18 protein-coding genes, 1 tRNA gene and 3 pseudogenes are annotated in these 18458 nt (G+C 66.9%); 16 read left to right on the forward strand and 6 right to left on the reverse strand.

Features of this window, described 5'->3' with window-relative positions:
* Window positions 1-151: 151 nt before the first annotated feature.
* The 4 genes from fdhE (at window position 152) to JMF90_RS02370 (ending at window position 4651) form a co-directional block, all read left to right on the forward strand.
* Window positions 152-1087 (forward strand): formate dehydrogenase accessory protein FdhE, encoded by a 936-nt coding sequence (gene fdhE / locus JMF90_RS02355; RefSeq protein ID WP_012338470.1) that lies wholly within the window; start codon window positions 152-154, stop codon window positions 1085-1087.
* Between the two features lie 74 nt (window positions 1088-1161).
* A complete protein-coding gene (selA, locus tag JMF90_RS02360; protein WP_011694683.1) occupies window positions 1162-2601 on the forward strand; it encodes an L-seryl-tRNA(Sec) selenium transferase in 1440 nt (479 codons plus the stop codon).
* Complete coding sequence (gene selB, locus JMF90_RS02365) at window positions 2598-4523, forward strand: selenocysteine-specific translation elongation factor (RefSeq protein ID WP_011548070.1); 1926 nt, start codon at window positions 2598-2600, stop codon at window positions 4521-4523. The genes selA and selB overlap by 4 nt, the downstream gene beginning before the upstream one ends.
* 32 nt (window positions 4524-4555) lie before the next feature.
* Window positions 4556-4651 (forward strand) — tRNA-Sec (locus JMF90_RS02370).
* A 125-nt stretch (window positions 4652-4776) separates the two neighbouring features.
* Here the strand turns inward: JMF90_RS02370 and JMF90_RS02375 are convergent.
* A complete protein-coding gene (locus JMF90_RS02375) occupies window positions 4777-5832 on the reverse strand; it encodes an aldehyde reductase (RefSeq protein WP_011694684.1) in 1056 nt (351 codons plus the stop codon).
* Window positions 5833-5891: 59 nt separating this feature from the next.
* Here JMF90_RS02375 and JMF90_RS02380 point away from each other — a divergent pair, with 59 nt between their 5' ends.
* From JMF90_RS02380 to JMF90_RS02390, 3 genes and pseudogenes are all read left to right on the forward strand, one after another.
* Window positions 5892-6938, forward strand: coding sequence for an AraC family transcriptional regulator (locus JMF90_RS02380; protein WP_011548068.1), 1047 nt, complete (start codon window positions 5892-5894; stop codon window positions 6936-6938).
* 45 nt (window positions 6939-6983) lie between these two features.
* Window positions 6984-7130 (forward strand): annotated as a pseudogene (locus tag JMF90_RS02385) (LacI family DNA-binding transcriptional regulator); the annotation flags it as partial.
* A 49-nt stretch (window positions 7131-7179) separates the two neighbouring features.
* A pseudogene (locus tag JMF90_RS02390) lies at window positions 7180-7710 on the forward strand (glycoside hydrolase family 3 N-terminal domain-containing protein); the annotation flags it as partial.
* 78 nt (window positions 7711-7788) lie between these two features.
* On the opposite strand, the gene JMF90_RS02395 reads toward JMF90_RS02390, so the two are convergent.
* On the reverse strand, window positions 7789-8607 hold the full coding sequence (locus JMF90_RS02395; protein ID WP_011548067.1) for a response regulator transcription factor: 819 nt from the start codon (window positions 8605-8607) through the stop codon (window positions 7789-7791).
* A 175-nt stretch (window positions 8608-8782) separates the two neighbouring features.
* Here JMF90_RS02395 and JMF90_RS02400 point away from each other — a divergent pair, with 175 nt between their 5' ends.
* A complete protein-coding gene (locus JMF90_RS02400; RefSeq protein ID WP_011548066.1) occupies window positions 8783-9628 on the forward strand; it encodes a carbon-nitrogen hydrolase family protein in 846 nt (281 codons plus the stop codon).
* Window positions 9629-9759: 131 nt separating this feature from the next.
* The gene (locus tag JMF90_RS02405) at window positions 9760-11100 is read left to right on the forward strand and encodes an APC family permease (protein ID WP_011548065.1); all 1341 of its coding nucleotides are present in this window, start codon (window positions 9760-9762) and stop codon (window positions 11098-11100) included.
* 41 nt (window positions 11101-11141) lie between these two features.
* Here the strand turns inward: JMF90_RS02405 and JMF90_RS02410 are convergent, their stop codons facing one another.
* On the reverse strand, window positions 11142-11495 hold the full coding sequence (locus JMF90_RS02410; RefSeq protein ID WP_011548064.1) for a helix-turn-helix domain-containing protein: 354 nt from the start codon (window positions 11493-11495) through the stop codon (window positions 11142-11144).
* A 92-nt stretch (window positions 11496-11587) separates the two neighbouring features.
* On the opposite strand from JMF90_RS02410, the gene JMF90_RS02415 reads away from it, so the two are divergent.
* From JMF90_RS02415 to JMF90_RS02430, 4 genes are all read left to right on the forward strand, one after another.
* The gene (locus tag JMF90_RS02415; RefSeq protein WP_041489489.1) at window positions 11588-11914 is read left to right on the forward strand and encodes a nuclear transport factor 2 family protein; all 327 of its coding nucleotides are present in this window, start codon (window positions 11588-11590) and stop codon (window positions 11912-11914) included.
* A complete protein-coding gene (locus tag JMF90_RS02420) occupies window positions 11914-12693 on the forward strand; it encodes an SDR family oxidoreductase (RefSeq protein WP_011548062.1) in 780 nt (259 codons plus the stop codon). Before JMF90_RS02415 ends, JMF90_RS02420 begins: the two co-directional genes overlap by 1 nt.
* Before the next feature lie 28 nt (window positions 12694-12721).
* Window positions 12722-12937 carry a DNA-3-methyladenine glycosylase I gene (locus JMF90_RS02425; RefSeq protein ID WP_226292317.1) on the forward strand — a complete coding sequence of 72 codons (216 nt, stop codon included), beginning with the start codon at window positions 12722-12724 and terminating at the stop codon, window positions 12935-12937.
* Window positions 12938-13052: 115 nt separating this feature from the next.
* Window positions 13053-13265, forward strand: a complete 213-nt coding sequence (locus tag JMF90_RS02430) for a hypothetical protein (RefSeq protein WP_041489409.1) — start codon at window positions 13053-13055, stop codon at window positions 13263-13265.
* Window positions 13266-13326: 61 nt separating this feature from the next.
* On the opposite strand, the gene JMF90_RS02435 is transcribed toward JMF90_RS02430, so the two are convergent.
* The 3 genes from JMF90_RS02435 to JMF90_RS02445 form a co-directional block, all read right to left on the reverse strand.
* Window positions 13327-13752, reverse strand: coding sequence for an NUDIX hydrolase (locus JMF90_RS02435; RefSeq protein ID WP_011548059.1), 426 nt, complete (start codon window positions 13750-13752; stop codon window positions 13327-13329).
* A 188-nt stretch (window positions 13753-13940) separates the two neighbouring features.
* On the reverse strand, window positions 13941-15329 hold the full coding sequence (locus JMF90_RS02440; RefSeq protein WP_011548058.1) for a nucleobase:cation symporter-2 family protein: 1389 nt from the start codon (window positions 15327-15329) through the stop codon (window positions 13941-13943).
* 264 nt (window positions 15330-15593) lie between these two features.
* Window positions 15594-16553: a LysR family transcriptional regulator gene (locus tag JMF90_RS02445; protein WP_041489408.1), complete on the reverse strand. Its 960-nt coding sequence runs from the start codon at window positions 16551-16553 to the stop codon at window positions 15594-15596.
* 134 nt (window positions 16554-16687) lie between these two features.
* Here JMF90_RS02445 and JMF90_RS02450 point away from each other — a divergent pair, with 134 nt between their 5' ends.
* From JMF90_RS02450 to JMF90_RS02460, 3 genes and pseudogenes are all read left to right on the forward strand, one after another.
* Window positions 16688-17407, forward strand: coding sequence for an SDR family oxidoreductase (locus JMF90_RS02450; RefSeq protein WP_011548056.1), 720 nt, complete (start codon window positions 16688-16690; stop codon window positions 17405-17407).
* 243 nt (window positions 17408-17650) lie between these two features.
* Window positions 17651-17986, forward strand: coding sequence for a putative quinol monooxygenase (locus JMF90_RS02455; protein ID WP_011548055.1), 336 nt, complete (start codon window positions 17651-17653; stop codon window positions 17984-17986).
* Window positions 17983-18458: pseudogene (locus tag JMF90_RS02460) on the forward strand (iron-containing alcohol dehydrogenase); the annotation flags it as partial. The gene JMF90_RS02455 and the pseudogene JMF90_RS02460, both read left to right, overlap by 4 nt.

Genomic DNA, 18458 nt, shown 5'->3' on the forward strand with positions numbered 1-18458 from the left:
AGACACGGGTTGCCACGAGAAGGGCCGCTCGCCACGTTGCGCTCCTTGCGAATACGTCAGTATTCGCTGCGTCGCGCGCCTCGCGAGCGGCCCTTCTCGTGGCAACGCATGCGCGTTCCATGCGCAAACAGCCCCCTTGGAAGATATTTTCGTGACACAACGCATTCTGGAGCCGACCGAGATCTCGGCACTCGATCATTCGGCCATTCCGCGCTTTCGCCTGCCGGAGCGCGCGACCGCGTTCGCGGCGCGCGCCGCGCGGCTGCGCAAGCTGGCCGACCTGAACCCGATCAGCGGCTACCTGCGGCTGATGGCCACCGTCGCCGACGCGCAGCACGCGACGCTGCAGGCGCTGGAGCTGCCGCTGCCGTCGAAGGAAGCGATCGCACGCGCGCAGGAACATTCGATGCCGCTCGTGCCGGCGCTCGACGGCGAACGCGATGCGCGCTGGCGCGCCGTGCTGTATGAACTGCTCGACCGCGTCGAAAGCGCCGGGCTCGTCAACCCGCAGCTCGCGAAGCTGCTCGACCGGTTGCGCCTGATGGCGCCCGCCGAGCTCGACGCGCAGGCCGATGCGATCCTCGCGCTGCGCTTCGCCGAGGTCGATCCGGCCACCGCGCCGTTCCTGATGGCCGCGCTGCAGGTCGTATGGACTGACCTCGCGAGCCGCGTGACGCCCACCGATGTCCCGTATCTCGACCAGCCGGGGCTGTGCCCGGTGTGCGGCACGCATCCGGTCGCGAGCGTCGTGCGGGTCGGCGGCCAGTATCAGGGCTACCGTTTCCTGCAGTGCGGGCTGTGCACGACCGAGTGGCACATGGTGCGCACCAAGTGCTCGCACTGCGATTCGACGAAGGGCATCGCGTATCACGGGATCGAAGGCGGCAGCGAAGCCGTCAAGGCCGAATCGTGCGACGAGTGCAAGACCTATCGCAAGATCGGCTATCAGGAGAAGGACTACGAGTTCGAGCCGCTGGCGGACGATCTCGCAAGTCTCACGCTCGACCTGCTGATGAACGAGGCCGGCTACCAGCGCAGTTCGCCGAACCCGCTGCTGTGGCCGGACGTGTCGCGGGAAGCGGACTGACGGCACGGGGCCGGGGCGGTGCGCGAGCGCCGTCCCCGGCCGACTGCGAAGCATGAGACTGGAGCCACAACGACGTGACCGAACCGGGTGTGAATGAACTGAATGCCGTGCTGGCGCGTGTGCCGTCGGTCGAGCGCGTGCTGTCGTCGGCGCCGCTGCAGCCGCTCGTCGCCGACTATGGCCGCACGCGCGTGCTCAACGCCGTGCGCGCCGAACTGGAACGCTGGCGCACGGCCGCGCAGCGCGATCCCGCGGCGGCCGAGCCGCTCGACGAGCCGCGCATTGCCGCCGCCGTCGCGCGTACCCTGGCCGCGCAGAATGCGGGCGCCGTGCGCACCGTGTTCAACCTGACCGGCACCGTGCTGCACACGAATCTCGGACGCGCGCTGTTGCCCGACGACGCGGTGCGCGCGGTGGTCGACGTGCTCACGCGGCCCGTCAACCTCGAGTTCGATCTCGCTACCGGCCGTCGCGGCGATCGCGACGACCTGATCGACGCTCTGCTGTGCGAACTGACGGGCGCGGAAGCCGCGACCGTCGTCAACAACAATGCGGCGGCCGTGCTGCTGACGCTGTCGGCGCTCGCGACGAAGCGGGAAGTCGTCGTGTCGCGCGGCGAGCTGGTCGAGATCGGCGGCGCATTCCGCATTCCCGACATCATGAGCCGCGCCGGCGCGAAGCTGCGCGAGGTCGGCACGACCAACCGCACGCATCTGCGCGACTACGCGGATGCGATCGGTCCGCGCACGGCGCTGCTGATGAAGGTGCACTGCAGCAACTACGCGATCAGCGGCTTCACGAAGGAGGCGACGCTCGCCGAACTCGCGCCGCTCGCGCGCGAGCACGGCGTGCCGGTGGCCGTCGATCTCGGCAGCGGCACGCTGGCCGACCTGTCGCAATGGGGGCTGCCGCACGAGACGACCGTGCAGGAAACCGTCGCCGCCGGCGCAAACGTTGTCACGTTCAGCGGCGACAAGCTGCTCGGCGGCCCGCAGGCCGGCTTGATCGTCGGCGATCGCGCGCTCATCGCGAAGATCAAGAAGCATCCGCTCAAGCGTGCGCTGCGCGTCGGCAAGCTGACGCTCGCGGCGCTCGAACCGGTGCTGCGCCTGTATCAGTCGCCCGAATTCCTGCGCGAGCGCCTCACGACGCTGCGCTTGCTGACGCGCCCGCAGCGCGAGATCGCAGAAGCGGCCGAACGGGTGCGGCCTGCGTTGCAGGCTGCGTTCGGCAGCGGTTTCGACGTGACGGTCGAACCGATGTTCAGCCAGATCGGCAGCGGCGCGCTGCCGGTCGACCAGTTGCCGAGCGCCGGGCTCGTGGTGCGCTCGGCGGACGGCAAGCGCAGCGGCCGCGCGCTCGCACAGCTCGAGAAACGGCTGCGCGAATGGCCGCGCCCGGTGATCGGCCGCGTGGCCGACAACGCGCTGCGGCTCGATCTGCGCTGCCTCGAAGTAGCCGACGAAGCGGCGTTCGTCGCGCAATGCGTGCCGCTCGCGGGGCCCGCTGCATGATCGTCGGGACCGCGGGGCACATCGACCACGGCAAGACCACGCTCGTGCGTGCGCTGACGGGCGTCGACACCGATCGCCTGAAGGAAGAGAAGGCGCGCGGCATTTCGATCGAACTCGGCTACGCGTATACGCCGCTCGGCAACGGCGACGTGCTCGGCCTGATCGACGTGCCGGGCCACGAGAAGCTGATTCATACGATGGCCGCCGGCGCGTGCGGCATCGACTTCGCACTGCTCGTGATCGCCGCCGACGACGGCGTGATGCCGCAGACCCGCGAGCATCTCGCGATCCTGCAACTGCTCGGCGTCACGCATGGCGCCGTCGCGCTGACGAAATGCGATCGCGTCGATGCCGCGCGCGTTGCCGAGGTGCGCGACGAGATCGCCGTCTGGCTGCACGACTCGACGCTGGCCGGCGTGCCGATCTTCGAAACGCGTGCAACGGCGGCCGACGATTCCGGCGTCGCCGCGTTGAAGCAGCACCTGGCCGACGCGGCGATCGCGTGGCGCACGCGTCGCGACGACGGGTTGTTCCGGCTCGCGGTCGATCGCGTGTTTACGCTCGCCGGGCAGGGCACCGTCGTGACGGGTACCGCGTTCGCGGGCCGCGTCGCGACCGGCGACACGCTCGCGATCGTGCGCACGGGCGGCGCGGCCCGCGTGCGCAGCATCCATGCGCAGAACCGGCCGGTCGAGGCCGGCCGCGCGGGCGAGCGTTGCGCGCTGAACCTGGCCGGCGTCGACAAGGCAGACATCGAGCGAGGCGACACCGTCGCCGATGCGCGGCTCGTCGCGACGTCGCCGCGCCTGGACGTCGAGCTGACGTTGCTCGCGGACGCCGGGCTGACGCTGACGCACTGGGCGCCGCTGCACGTGCATCTCGGCACGCTGCATCGCGTGGCCCACGTCGCGCTGCTGGACGGCGACACGCTCGCCGCCGGCCAGCGGATGCGCGTGCAACTGGTATTCGACGAGCCGGTGTTCGCGCTGCCGGGCGACCGCTTCATCGTCCGCAATCCGCAGGCGACGCGCACCGTCGGCGGCGGCCGCGTGCTCGATCCGTTCGGGCCGGCCCGCAAGCGCCGTACGCCGGCGCGCCGCGCGTGGCTCGATGCGCTCGCGGCGTGGCTCGACGAAGGGCGCCTCGATGCGCTGCTCGCGCAGGCGCCGCTCGGCATGGCGCGCGCGACGCTCACGCATCTGACGGGATTCGCACCCGATGCGCTGGCGTTGCCGGACGATGCGCTGGCGATCGGCCAACGCGATGCCGCGGCGAACGAAGGCGCGGTGATTTCGCATGCGCACTGGCGGGCCTTGCAGACGCGGGCGGTCGACACGCTGCGCGCGTACCACGAACGCATGCCCGACGAGCAGGGGCTCGACGCCGCACGCCTGCGACGGATGGCTGCGCCGCTCGTCGGCGATACGCTGTGGCGCGCGCTCGTCGATGCGCTGGTGACGGGCGGCGAGGTCGCGCGCAGCGGGCCGTGGCTGCATCTGCCGTCGCATTCGGTGAGCCTCGAGCCGCGCGAGGAAGCGCTGGCGCGGCAACTGCTGCCGCTGATCCACGCGGGGCGCTTCGATCCGCCGTGGGTGCGCGACCTGGCCCGCGACACGGGTGCGGCCGAGGATGCGGTGCGCACGCTGCTGCGCAAGCTTGCGCGGCGCGGCGACGTGCACCAGGTCGTGCGCGACCTGTTCTATCACGCGGACATCGCGCGCGAGCTGGCGGAGCTGGTCGCGCATCTCGCGCCGTCGCGCGGCGGCGGGCTCGATGCCGCGACGTTCCGCGACGCGACGGGGCTCGGTCGCAAGCGCGCGATCCAGATTCTCGAGTTCTTCGATCGGGTTGGGTATACTCGCTTCCACCGCGATCTTCACTACCTGCGGCCTGACAGCGGTTGGGCGGGTATTCAGGCGTAGGCGCTCGTTGTTCTTCGGTTTCTTTTTCCCGCGGAAGGCATTCGTATCCGGTGGTACGGCCGGGCTTCAAACCCGGTTGGGGGTGTCAGACACTCCCGGGTCAGTTCGACTCTGGCTGCCTTCCGCCATTTCTGGCTTCCGACGACTTCAGTAAACGCCCCGCAGGTTGCTGACAGGCCCCGGCAGCGCATTCTATTGCCCGTCGTATCGTCAGGCCGAAACAAGATCTCGGCGGAGGCAGGTGGCGCGCATGCTATCGCCGGCCGGCATCGCGCAGTAGCCCGAGGCGCACGAGGCTTTCGGCCGTGGCGACGATGGCGTCCTCGCGCGGGCGGGGCGACCAGCCGAGCAAGCTGATGGCCTTCTGGCTGGTGGCGTTCAGATTGCGGCCGAGCAGCGGCAGCGATCCGCGCAGCGCGGGATCCCTGAGCGCGCCGATGCGTACCAGCCAGTCGGGCAGCACCCGGGTCGACACATGGCGCGCGGCGTCCCCCATGCGCGCCTTGAGCACTTGCGCGACTTCGGCGAGCCACATGCTTTCGCCTGCAATGGCAATGAAGCGCTCGCCGTCCGCGGCTTCGTGGGTCATGGCTCGCACATGCAGGTCGGCGACATCGCGCACGTCGACGAAGCCGGAATTGATTCGCGGATTGCCGGGCTGGCCGTCCAGCATGCCCCTGATCAGGCGGATGGAATGCGAATAGTCGTCGCCGAGCACGGGGCCGAGAACCGTCACCGGATTGATCGCGGACAGTTGCATGCCGCGTCCTTCTCGCGCGACGAAATCCCAGGCCGCGCGCTCCGACAAGGTCTTCGACTTCTGATAAGGCCAGACATCGGCGGCCGCCAGGTTGCTCCAGTCGGTCTCGTCGAAGGGGCGGCGCATTGGCCCATGCCCGGCGCAGATCGCGCCGAAAGCGGAGGTCAGCACGACGCGCTTGACGCCGGCGTCCCGCGCCGCACGCAGCACACGCAGCGTGCCTGCCACGGCGGGCTTGACCCAGTCGTCTTCGCTCGTCTGCGTGCCGGTGGGCGTGGGCGACGCGCCATGTACGACGTAGGTGCAGCCGGCAGTGGCCTGTTGCCAGCCGTCGTCGGCGAGGAGATCCGCCTCGACGAATGACAGACGGCCTCCGGGTTCCGCGCCGCCTCTTTCGAGCTGTGCGCGCACCTGCGTCTCGCGTGCGAGCGAGCGAACGGTGGTGCGTACCTGATAGCCTCGATTCAGCAGCGCCAGGATGCAGTGTTGTGCAATGAAGCCGGTGCCGCCCGTGACGAGAACCGATACATCGTGGGTATTGCTGTTCATGTCGTTGATTGTCCGGGACGAAGAACCGGAAGGTTAAGGCCCGGCCTGCAGCATTGTTAATGCTCTATAGTGCGATTTACTTGCGCGACAGTACGATGATGAGTGACGACCCCTTCTCCGACATCCTGAGGCTCACGAACGCCGAATCGCTGGCGACGGGAGGCTTCTCCGCCGGCGGCGCTTGGGCTGTGCGATTTCCGGCACCCGACAAGATCAAGTTCTTTGCGGTGGTGAAGGGCACGTGCTGGGTCTCCATCGACGGAGAAGAAACGCCTATCCGCTTTGGAAGCGGTGACGTCGGATTGTTGACGGCGAAACGCTCGTTCGTCCTCGCAAGTGATCCTTGCGTGCCACCCGTCGACGCGATGGCGTTGTTCTCGGGCGCCGGAAGGTCGACGGTGAAACTCGGCAACGGCGATGAATTCGCGCAGATCGGCGGGCACGTATTGCTCGATCCGGTCACCGGCAGCTTGCTGTCGGACGTTCTGCCGCCATGGATTCACGTACCGGCCGCATCGCCGCAGGCAGTGAAGGTCCGCTGGCTTCTCGAGCAACTCGTGGAAGAGCGTGCGGCCGATCTGCCCGGCGCGCAACTCGTATCGGCCCAGCTTTCACAGCTGCTCTTCATTCAGATATTGCGCGCCCATTTGAAAACGTCCGCGTCCTTGACGGGATGGCTGCGCGCGTTCGGCAACCCGCGCATCGCACCCGCACTGCGGTTGATGCACGGCGACCCCGCGCGTTCATGGCATCTGGATGAGCTTGCCGCCGCGTGTGCGATGTCACGGACCACGTTCGCTTCTCACTTCAGGGCGAGCGCCGGTGTCGCGCCGCTGACCTATCTGGGAGAGTGGCGCATGCGTCTTGCGGAGCGCCGTTTGCGCGACGAGGACATCCCGGTGGCCCTGCTTGCGCAGTCGCTCGGTTACTCGTCCGAAAGCGCATTCAGTAACGCGTTCAAGCGCATGTCCGGGCATTCACCGACCGCATATCGCCATATCGTACGGACTGCTGCTGAAGGCGCGGGCAGCGGGCGCGGCGGCGTTCGCGCGGCCGTGGAGGCTACCGGTGCGACTCCGCAGCCGTTTCCGTTGGAACCTCGGTGAAATGCTCGAGCGACTCGGCGTTCCCATACAAGACATTCCACACATATGAAAAAAGGCGCGAACGCGACGATCCGGGACGTGGCAATGGCAGCCGGGGTGTCTGTCGCGACCGTATCGAAATATGTCAACGGGACCAAGCGCTTCTCGCCGGAAGTGGAGTTCCGCCTGAAGCAGACCATCGAGAAACTGGGTGGATACGTCGTTGAAGCCTGCGCAGCGCGCCGCCTTGCTCGTGGCGGCAATGGCATTGCCCGACAAGGAGGCGCAACTGGTGGGCGGCCCCGGCGTAATCGCCGAGCTCCCGCAATGCTTCGGTGCACGTCACATTCCCGGGCTGCCGAAATACCACATCCCGACGCTGCGCATCACGAATGGCCCGGTCGGGATCGGCCAGAACGATTGCGTTCCCGCCGGCTCGGCGTCGAGCGGTGCGGCGGCGTTGACGAGTGCCGCGTCCGCGAAAGCCACTGCGTTGCCGTCCGCGATCGCGGTGGCGGCATCGTTCGACCATGCGGTGGCGACGCAATTCGGCGACGTGATCGGCAAGGAAGGCGCGAACCTCGCGCTTCATGTGTTCGAAGCACCGGGCATGAACCTGGCCCGATTGCCCGTCGGCGGCCGCAATTTCGAATACATGGGCGAGGACCCGTATCTGACCGGCACGCTGGGCGTCGCTGAAATTCAGGCGGTTCAGTCGCACGGGATGATCGCGATGGCGAAGCATCTCGTCGCGAACGAGCAGGAAACGAACCGGATGACCATCTCGGAAAACGTCGACGACCGGACGTTGCATGAACTGTACATGCTGCCGTTCGAGGCGGGTGTCCGAGCCGCGACGCCGCCGCTCGCATCACGCGGATTCACCGGCTCTCGCGGGATCGTAGAACAGCGCAAAGAGTTCCGACTGCGACCCGACACCGAGCTTTGCGTAGATGTGCTTCTTGTGCGCGCGCACGGTTTCGAACGAGATCGACAGCTTCTCCCCGATCGCCCGCGTGGAGAAGCCGCTCAACGACAGCATTGCCACTTCGATTTCACGCGTCGTCAACGCGCCGCGCCCGTGCTTTCCGGTCAGCATGCCGAAGCGCGTGTGCGGATCGGGCGCTTCATGTTCCCTCGCGCGCGGTGTTTCGTTCACGACGAACGTCTCGAAGCGCAGGCGCTGCTGCATCAACGACAGCACCCAGGGTGTGTAAAGCGTCAGCAATGCCATCTCGCGCTCGTCGTACTTGCTCGTCTTGCCGAGCGAGAAGCCCAGCGTGTGATCGCGATCGATTACGACGTTGAAATGCACTTCGTCGCCGACGATGTTCTTCTTGAAGTACCGCTGGTAGTACTCGGTCATCCGGAAATTGTCCGGTGCGACGTCGGCGAGCGTGTAGAAGCCCGACGCCTGCGTTTCGAACGCGGCGAGATAGAACGGATCGAGCTGGTAGAGCGCGGCCAGGTAGTCCTGGAACATCAGGTCGATCTTGCCGTCCGGCATCGCCTGTTCGGCGAGCACGAGCGGCGCCGCATCGCGCGCGAAGCGCAGCGCGACCCAGTTGTCGAAGTCGAGATGCCGCTCCAGCACGCGCGTGAGCCGCGCCCAGAAATGCGGGCCATCGAGGGCGTCGATGGCCGAGCCAATCTCCCGATGAAAGGCGAGATCTCGCCATTCGAGGTCCATCGTGTGCTCCGGTGAGGGTAACCCTGGCGGGGAATTTCAGGTCAAAAATAATAACCCGATAATCGGCCTCAATTCGACGGGCCGCGGGCTATGCACCGCTTCGCTCGACGCGCGTTGCATCCCGCATGCAACGCATACGACATGCCAATGAAAGGCGATTGGAAGGAGAGGCTTCATGCAGGTAGAACTCGCGCAACTGTCGCTCGTCGACGGGGATGTCGCACACAACACGCGCAAGGTGATCGACACGATCGAACGCGTCGACGTGGCCGGCGGCACGAAACTGATCGTGTTCCCCGAAACGACGCTGTCGGGTTTCCCGACGCGGGAGAACGTCGCCGAGGTCGCCGAGACGCTCGACGGCCCCCGGCTGCTGGCGGTACGCGACGCGGCGCGTCGCACGGGCGTGGCCGTTGCGGTGGGCCTCGCGGAGCGCGACGGCGGACGGTTCTACAACACCACGGTACTCGTCGACGAGCGGGGCGACATCATCCTGCGCTATCGCAAGACCCATCTGTGGGCGTCGGATGTCGGCGTATTCACGCCAGGCGACCGCTTCGCGACCTGCGCCTGGAACGGCCTGACGGTAGGCCTGCTGATCTGCTACGACATCGAATTCCCCGAGACGGCGCGCGCGATCGGCGCGCTCGACGCCGATCTGCTGATCGTCACCAACGGCAACATGGACCCGTTCGGGCCCGTGCATCGCCGTGCGATCGCCGCACGTGCGATGGAGAACCAGATGTTCGCGGTGATGGTGAACCGCTGCGGGGCCGGCGACGATGACCTGACGTTCGCGGGCCTGTCCACGCTGGTCGATCCGTTTGGCGACAGCACGATCGAACTCGGCCGGGACGAAGCCGTCGCACCGGCGAACCTCGATCTGACGCGCCTCGAAGCGAGCCGCGAGCATTACAGCTATCTGCACGACGCACGCGTGGCGCTCGGTCTGTCGCCTGTCGAACAGGCTGACGGCGGGCGCGTGCTCACGATCGACGCGTGCCGTCACCGCGCCGAGTAGTCACGATCCGCGATCCATCCAATGCATGGAGCAGGGCGCGATGCCCTGCACATGCCCGGTCGTCCCATTGACGTGCCGGCCCGTACGGCACACAGGCATTCGCATCGCCCCACAAGGGCCCAGGAGATCACATGCAAGCGTCGTCATCCCATGAACCGGCACGCCTGAAGCGCACGCTCGGCCTGCCGTCCGTGCTGCTGTTCGGCCTCGCCTATATGGCGCCGCTGATCGTCTACGGTACCTACGGTGTGCTCGCGAAGGCCAGCGACGATACGGCCGCGCTCGCCTATCTGCTCGCGCTGGTCGCCATCGCGTTCACCGCGCTCAGCTACGGCAAGCTCGCGCGGCTCTATCCGGCCGCGGGTTCGGCCTATACGTACACGCGCAGGACGTTCAACCCGCACCTGGGCTTCATGATCGGCTGGGCAACGCTGCTCGATTATTTCTTCCTGCCGATGGTGATCTGGCTGATCGGTGCGGCGTATCTGAACGCGGCATTTCCGCATGTGCCGACCTGGATCTGGATCGTCGCGTTCATCGTGCTGACGAGCGGGTTGAACATCGTCGGCATCGAACTGGCCGCGCGCTTCAACATCGTGTTGATGGTCGTGCAACTGGCGATCGTCGCGATGTTCGTCGTGCTGTGCTGGCACTATGCGTCGGCCGCGGCGGGGCCGGGCGGCATCGCGATGGCGGAGCCGTTCTTCAAGCCGCACGTGCCGTTCGGCGCGACGATGGCCGGCGCCGCGATCGCCGCGTATTCGTATCTCGGTTTCGACGCCGTCTCGACGCTGACCGAGGAAACGATCGATCCGAAGAAGAACATGCCGCGCGCGATCCTGCTGATTGCGCTGATCGGCGGCGCGATCTTCGTGATCGCGGCGTATACGATGCAGCTCGCGCACCCCGGCGTCGATTTCAAGGATACGGATTCGGCCGCGTTCGAAGTGGCGAAGATGATCGGCGGCGACCTGTTCGTCACCGTGTTCCTCGCGGGCCTGATCCTCGCGCAGTTCGCGTCGGGCATCTCCGCGCAGGCAAGCGTCGGGCGGCTGCTCTATGCGATGGGCCGCGATGAAATCCTGCCGAAGCGCATCTTCGGGTTCATTCATCCGCGCTTCAAGACGCCCGCGATCAACATCGCGCTGGCCGGCGTCGTCGGGTTGATCGCGCTGAAGCTGGATGTCGCCACCTCGACGTCGTTCATCAACTTCGGCGCGTTCCTTGCCTTTACCGCCGTCAATCTGTGCGTGATTCGGCTGTATTTGTCGGGCAATCACGGCGAGCGCCGGATCGGCGTGTTCGGCGGACTCGTCTTTCCCGCGATCGGTGCGGTGTCCGATATCTGGCTGCTCGTGAGCCTCGAGAAGACGGCGCTCGTGCTCGGCGTCGTGTGGTTCGCGCTCGGGCTCGTGTATCTGTGCTGGATCACGCGGCTGTTTCGCCAGGCACCGCCCGAAGTGGCGATTTGAACGGGGCGGGCAGCGTGCAGCGCATCAGCCGGCAGGCTCGGTCATTCTGCCGACTCGGGTGATGACGAGAAGCGCGCGCGTTGCTCGGCCCATTTCAGCATGGCGTCCAGTGCGGGGCACAACGCCTGCCCCCAATCGGTGAGTCGGTACTCCACCTTTGGCGGCACCTGCGGATAAAGCTTTCGCGACACGATTCCGTCGGCTTCCAGTTGCCTCAGTTGCTGCGCCAGCATCTTCTGGGAAATGCCAGGAATCAATCGTTCGAAATCCGAATATCGCTGCACTTTTCCGTCGAAGAGATGGAACAGGATGATCAATTTCCAGCGCCCTTCAAGCAGCTGAATCACCTGTTCTACCCCAAGCGCAGCCGTCGCCGGCGTGTATTCCTTTCCCATGGCTCAGTCACTTACTTTTTAGTGCGTTCTTGTGGAATGGTTAGTCTATGACGAGAATGTCCGTCATGAAAGCCCATAGCGAGAACGCAAACATGACGCTGTTACTGCCAGACCCGATTCACGCCTATTTCGAATTCAGCAACGGCGCCGATACGCGTCGGGCCGCGCACTGCTTCACGCCGGATGCGGTCGTCGTCGACGAGGGCCGGACGCACCGGGGGCACGACGCGATCGAGTCGTGGAAACGCACGTCGCGCGAGCAATTCGAGTTCACGGTCGAGCCTGTCGCCGTCTCCCGGGATGGCGATCGCGTGACGGTCAGAGCCAGGGTCGACGGCAACTTCCCGGGAAGCCCGGTGCAACTCGATCACGTGTTTGATCTGGCCGGCGACCAGATCCGGTCTCTGGAGATCCACTGATGGCCATGACGCTGGAATTGCAGGGCAAGCGCGTCCTGGTGACGGGCGGGACGATGGGTGTCGGAAAGGCCGTCGTCGGCTTGTTCCGCGAACTCGGCGCGAAGGTACTCACCACCGCGCGCACGCCACCGGCCGATACGCCCGCCGACATCTTCGTCGCGGCGGATCTGGCGACCCTCGAGGGCTGTGAAGCAGTGGCCGAGGCCGTGATGGCCAACTTTGGCGGCGTCGACGTGATCGTCCACGTCGTGGGCGGTTCACGATCGCCTGCCGGAGGTTTCGCTGCATTGAGCGAAGATGCTTGGCAGGACGAACTGAACCTGAATCTCCTGCCCGCGGTTCGACTGGACCGCGCATTGTTGCCGGGCATGCTGGCACAACGCGCAGGGGTCGTCATTCACGTCACGTCGATCCAGCGCGCGCTTCCGTTGCCGGAATCGACCACGGCCTATGCGGCAGCGAAAGCGGGGCTTTCCACCTATAGCAAGAGCCTGTCGAAGGAAGTCTCGCCCAAGGGCATTCGCGTGATCCGTGTTGCGCCCGGGTGGATCGAAACCGAAGCGGCCGTCGCTTTCGCGGAACGGCTCGCCGAGCAGGCGGGAACCGACTATGAAGGCGGCAAGCAGATCATCATGGATTCGCTCGGCGGCATTCCGTTGGGACGGCCGTCGACGCCCGGCGAAGTGGCGAATCTGATCGCCTTCCTGGCGTCCCCGCGTGCCGCGTCGATTACCGGCGCCGAGTATGTGATCGATGGCGGCACGATTCCGACTGCGTGAGCATGCGAGTGGCCATCGCCAACGCTGGATGCAGCGCACGATCGACAAGCGACCCGTCACGCGATGCGAGTGGGCTGACGGCGACCCGCCGATGCAGGCGTATCACGACCGCGAATGGGGCGTCCCGGCACGCGGCGAATTGGGCCTGGTGGTCGGCAATCGCGTCATGGCCGACGATTCGCCCCACGTGTCCGGCGCAGAAACGGTGGTGCGGCACGTTACGACGCCGATCGCCGGAACTTGATCGGGAAAAGCACCAGAAGCTTGCGGATTTTGTTCCGGTTATAGTGGAATGACTGAAGGTAGACGCGGCGCTTTTTGCCGATACCGTTCAGGTCATGACTGTAGACGGGTGCTGTATGAAAAACACAATCGACAAGACCGCCGGACCGATCTGGGGCGTGGCAGCAGGATTGCTTCTTGCTGGGGCAGGATTGAGTCTGGGTATTTTCCCCGCGGCGTTGCGCAGCGCGGGCAGCGCAAACGACTTCATGGCGTCGGGCGCCGCGATGCTGGGCATCTTCCTCGTCGTCTATTCGACGCACGAACTGCGAAGAAAACGCTCGCACTGAGCGTTCGCGCGCCGCCGATTCGCGGCGATCGACGCGGGCCGACGGACGGCTCGGGCGTGCGCTACGTCTTGCGGATTTCGTGGTCGTAGACGAGTTCGACGATTCGCTTCGTCGGAATACTTGCGCGCAGGCGGTCGACACCGTCGATCGGAAACCACTTGCATTTCGCGATCTCGTTGCTCGCTTGCGGCGTCTGGTCCGGCCCGACTTCCGCGAAGAACACGTGGTGGATCTTCGCGAGCCCGGTGAACTGCATCGAGTACACCAGATCCTGGCCGGTCATGCCGGTTTCTTCGCACAATTCGCGATGCGCGGCTTCGAGCGGGGTTTCCCCACGCTTGATCGTGCCGCCGGGAAGGGCCCAGCGCGACGCCGCACGCGTGACGAGCAACACGCGCTCATCGCGATAGCAGACGACGGTCGCGCGTTCCTTGATCGGGACGGCACTCGTTTCGGGGGCGTGGTCGGGCGTGAGGATCAGGGGCATGCCGTGATTCTAACCAGCCCAAATCGATCGGCCAAGGCGGCCTGACCGGGTTTGACGATCAGCGCCCGGCCGGGGCGCTCCCGCGATGGCGACGGCCATGCCGCGCCGGCACCCGGAGGCCGGTGCCGGCCGGCGCGACGCACGGTGCGACCCATCCCGCGCACCGCGCCGTCGCGCGGTTCCTTCGATTACTTCTTTTCCGGCAGGAACCAGTTCATCACGAGCGCACAGATGCCGCCCGTCGCCACGCCCGATTCCAGCACGTTCTTCAGTGCATGCGGCAGGCTGTTCAGGATGTCCGGCACCTGCGACACGCCGAGGCCGAGCGCCAGCGACACCGCGATGATTAGCAGCGCGCGACGGTCGAGATGGACGCCCGCGAGAATGTTGATGCCCGACGCGGCCACCGCACCGAACATCACCATCGCCGCACCGCCGAGCACGGGCTCCGGCACGGCCTGCAGCACGCCGGCGACGACCGGGAACAGGCCGAGCACCACCAGCATGCCCGCGATCCAGATGCCGACGTGACGGCTCGCGACGCCGGTAATCTGGATCACGCCGTTGTTCTGCGCGAATACCGAGCTCGGGAACGTGTTGAACACGCCGGCCAGCAACGAGTTCGCACCGTTGACCAGCACGCCGCCCTTGATGCGCTGCATCCACACCGGCCCCTCGACCGGCTCGTTCGAGATCTTGCTGGTGGCCGTCACGTCGCCGATCGCTTCGAGCGACGTGACGAGGTAAATGATCAGCATCGGCACGAACAGCGCCCACGAGAAGCCGATGCCGAAGTGCAGCGGCGTCGGCACCTGGAACAGCGCGGCCTGGTGCATGCCGGTGAAATCGAGGCGGCCGAGGAACGCGGCCGCGAGGTAGCCGATCGCGAGCGCGATGACGAGCGCGGTGCTGCGCACCCAGACGACCGGCACGCGGTTCAGCAGGATGATCGTGCCGAGCACGAGGCCCGACAGTGTCAGGTTCTCCGCGCTCGCGAACGTGCCCTTGGCCATCGCGCCGTAGCCGCCGCCCATGCTGATGAGGCCGACCTTGATCAGCGTGAGGCCGATCAGCAGCACGACGATGCCGGTAACGAGCGGCGTGATCAGGCGCTTCACGAACGGCAGGATGCGCGACACGCCCATCTCCACGAATGACCCGCCGATCACGACGCCGAAGATCGCGGCCATCACGGTCTCGACCGGCGTGCCTTGCTTGACCATCAGGCTGCCGCCGGCGATCAGCGGGCCGACGAAGTTGAAGCTGGTGCCCTGGACGATCAGCAGGCCGGCGCCCAGCGGGCCGAAGCGCTTGCACTGCACGAAGGTGGCGATGCCGGAAATCACCAGCGACATCGACACGATCAGGGTCGTATCGCGGCTGGACACGCCGAGCGCCTGGCAGATCAACAGGCCGGGCGTGACGATCGGCACGATGATCGCCAGCAGGTGCTGGAGGGCGGCGACGAACGCGACCATCGGCGCCGGCCGGTCGTTCGGGCCGTAGACGAGGTCGCGGGCCGCTTCTGCGGCGTCGGCGCCATGGGAGGCGGAGGGGGCGGAGGAGGCGGGTTGCATGGCGAGCGGGCCGGACAAGGTGGAAAGTGCGGCATTTTAGCCGAAGGGGCCGCCGGCGCTGCCCGGCTGGGCCGCGATAGGGGGATTCGGCGGCGCGCGGAAAAGGCGTCCGATCGGCGCCCGGCGATCAGCGCGTCGACCGAGTGGCGATCGCGGTCCTGTCGGGCAACCGATTCACGAATGGCGAAATGCTGCCTATCGACGGCGGCGGCCGGCTGATCTGAGCCGCGCGACATCAACCAGCCGTCAGCCGGCGGCGCGTGTTTACTTGCCGCGCGCCGCTGTGCGTGGCGGCCGGGCATCCGGATACGCGCGCTGGCACACGGCGATGACCGTATCGCGCAGGCGGCGATGCACGGGGTCGCCGTGCATGCGCGGATGCCACAGCGCGGATACGAGGATCGCCGGCAGGCGGGCCGGGATCTCGAAACTGCGCAGCCCGAGGGCTTCGGTGAGCCCCTGCGAGCACGCGTTGCCGAGGCTCGAGCGCGGCACCAGCGCGATCAGGTCGGTGCTGGCCGCGACACGCATTGCGTCCGGGTAGCCTGGCACGACGACGTGCACGGCGGGGCCGTTGCCCGTGTTGGCGGTCGAATCGTCGACCAGCCCGCCGAAATCGCCGAGCTGGACCGCCATGACGTGGCGGCAGGCTGCATAGCGCGCGGGCGTGATCCGGGCCGACGCGAACAGCGGATGGCCGGCGCGCGCCACCGCGACGTGCCAGTCGTGAAAGAGCATGCGCGTGTGCAGCTCGGGTGCGTCGTCGCCGCGCTTGCCGATTTCGAGGTCGACCGTGCCGTCGCGCAGCGCTTGCGGATCGCGGTCGAGCTTCGGGACGAAGCGGATACGCACGCGCGGCGCGACGTCGCCGAGTGCGGCCACCACCGGGCCGGACAGCATTTCCATGAACGACGCGGCTGCCCGGATCGTGAACGTGGCCGTGAGCGTCGCGAGGTCGACGTCGGCCGTCGCCGGCCGGAGCACGGCGCGGGCGTCGCTCGTGACGGCATGCACGCGGTCGCGCAACGCGGCTGCATGCGGCGTCGGCACGAGCTTGCGTCCGGCGCGCACGAGCAACTGGTCGCCGGTGGCAGTGCGCAGCCGCGTGAGCGTGCGGCTCATCGCGGACGTGCTCAGGCCCAGCCGGCGCGCGGCGCCGGTCACGCTGGCTTCCGACAGCAGCGCGTCGAGCGCGGTGACGAGGTTCAGGTCGATGTCTTCCATGCGGACAGGATACGCCACTGTGCGGTTTGACATGGCGTTCGGTGCAACGATGGATTGCATCCGGTGCGTCTGGCGCCTGTCGTGGTGCCCGCCTATAGTGGGCGTATCACGAAACACGGCAAAGGCGAAAAACCATGCAATCGACTGAATCGAATCGACGAAACGCCCCCGCGATCCTCCTCGTCGCGGCGTCGCGCGGCCTCGGGCTGGCGATGGCGGAGGCATTCCTGAACAAGGGCTGGCACGTGACGGGCACGGTGCGCGAAGGATCGGGACGCACGAAGCTGCACGACCTGGCCGACCGGTTCGACGGCCGGCTCGAGATCGGCACGCTCGACATCTGCGAGCCCGCGCAACTGGCCGCGCTGCGCGAGCGCCTGTCGGGCCGGCGCTTCGACATGCTGTTCGTGAATGCCGGCACGACCAACGATCCGAATGAAACGATCGGCGAAGTGACGACCGACGAATTCGTGCGCGTGATGATCACGAATGCGCTGGCGCCGATGCGCGCGATCGAGACGCTGCAGGATCTCGTGCCCGACGACGGGTTGATCGGCGCAATGTCGTCGGGGCAGGGCAGCGTCGCGAACAACGTGACCGGAATGCGCGAGGTGTATCGCGGCAGCAAGGCCGCGCTGAACCAGTTCATGCGCAGCTTCGCGGCACGTCAGGCCGATACGCGCCGCGCGCTGGCGCTGATGGCGCCCGGCTGGGTCCGCACCGAACTCGGCGGACCCGATGCACGCCTGACCATCGAGGAGAGCGTGCCGAGCCTCGTCGACGTGCTGCTGGCGAAGCGGGCGCGGCCCGGGCTCGAATACCTCGACTATCTGGGACGCACGGTGCCCTGGTAAGCAGCGTGGTGGCGCAAGCGCGCGGCGGCCGGCCGGGCTCCGGCTCGCCGCGCGCTTGCCGTGAGGGACTGGGTTCGAGGTTTTCGCGGCCGGTCGCGGCACTGCGAAGGCCGTGCCGATTCAATACAATGCAACGACGCGTCAGTGATACGGTGCCGCCTCATCGCGTTTGAATCCATCCGGTTCATCGCGGATGGGGTGCGCTCCCGTCATGACGGGCTTGTGTCGAACCTGGAGCGCAGCATGAACGAACCCTACCTGCAGGTCATCGCGCATTACTTCGCGAAGCCCGGCAACGGCGACCGCGTGATCGAACTGCTCGCGGAACTCGCGCCGGCCACGCGGGCCGAGCCGAAGAATCTCGACTACGCGTATTTCCGGTCGCCGGAGCACCCCGACCACATCGTGATTCTCGAACGCTATCGCGACGCCGACGGCCTCGACGCGCATCGGGAAACGCCGCATTTCCAGCGGATCGGAATCGGGGCGATCATGCCGTTGCTCGATCGCCGCGACGTGTCCCGCTACATGGTGCAGCCGGACACCGGCACGGCGACGCCACCGGGAGGCACCCGATGAACCCGTTTCAATTCCGTACCGTTCCGACCCAGATCGTCGAATTCGGCGCCGCGCGCCGGCTCGGCGCGCTGTTGCGCGAACGCTTTCCGGCGCTCGTGCGGCTGTGCGTCGTCACCGATGCGTTCCTGCATCGCAGCGGCGTGCTCGCGCCCGCGCTGGAGAGCCTCGCCGCGCATGGCTGGCAGGTCACCGTGATCGACGACGTGATCGCCGATCCGCCCGAGCACGTGGTGCTCGAAGCCACCGCGCGGGCCGTCGCGGCCGATGCCGAGATCGTGCTCGGGCTCGGCGGCGGCTCGTCGATGGACGTCGCGAAGCTGATCGCGGTGCTCGCGCCGGGGCAGCAGGCGCTGGCCGACATGTACGGCGTCGACAAGGTCGCGAGCGCGCGGCTGCCGCTCGTGCAGATGCCGACCACGGCCGGCACGGGCTCCGAGGTCCAGGCCCGTGTCGATCGTCACGGTCGGCGAGG

It is taken from the genome of Burkholderia sp. E168m23 (genome assembly GCF_016586125.1).
GTDB lineage: Bacteria > Pseudomonadota > Gammaproteobacteria > Burkholderiales > Burkholderiaceae > Burkholderia > Burkholderia orbicola.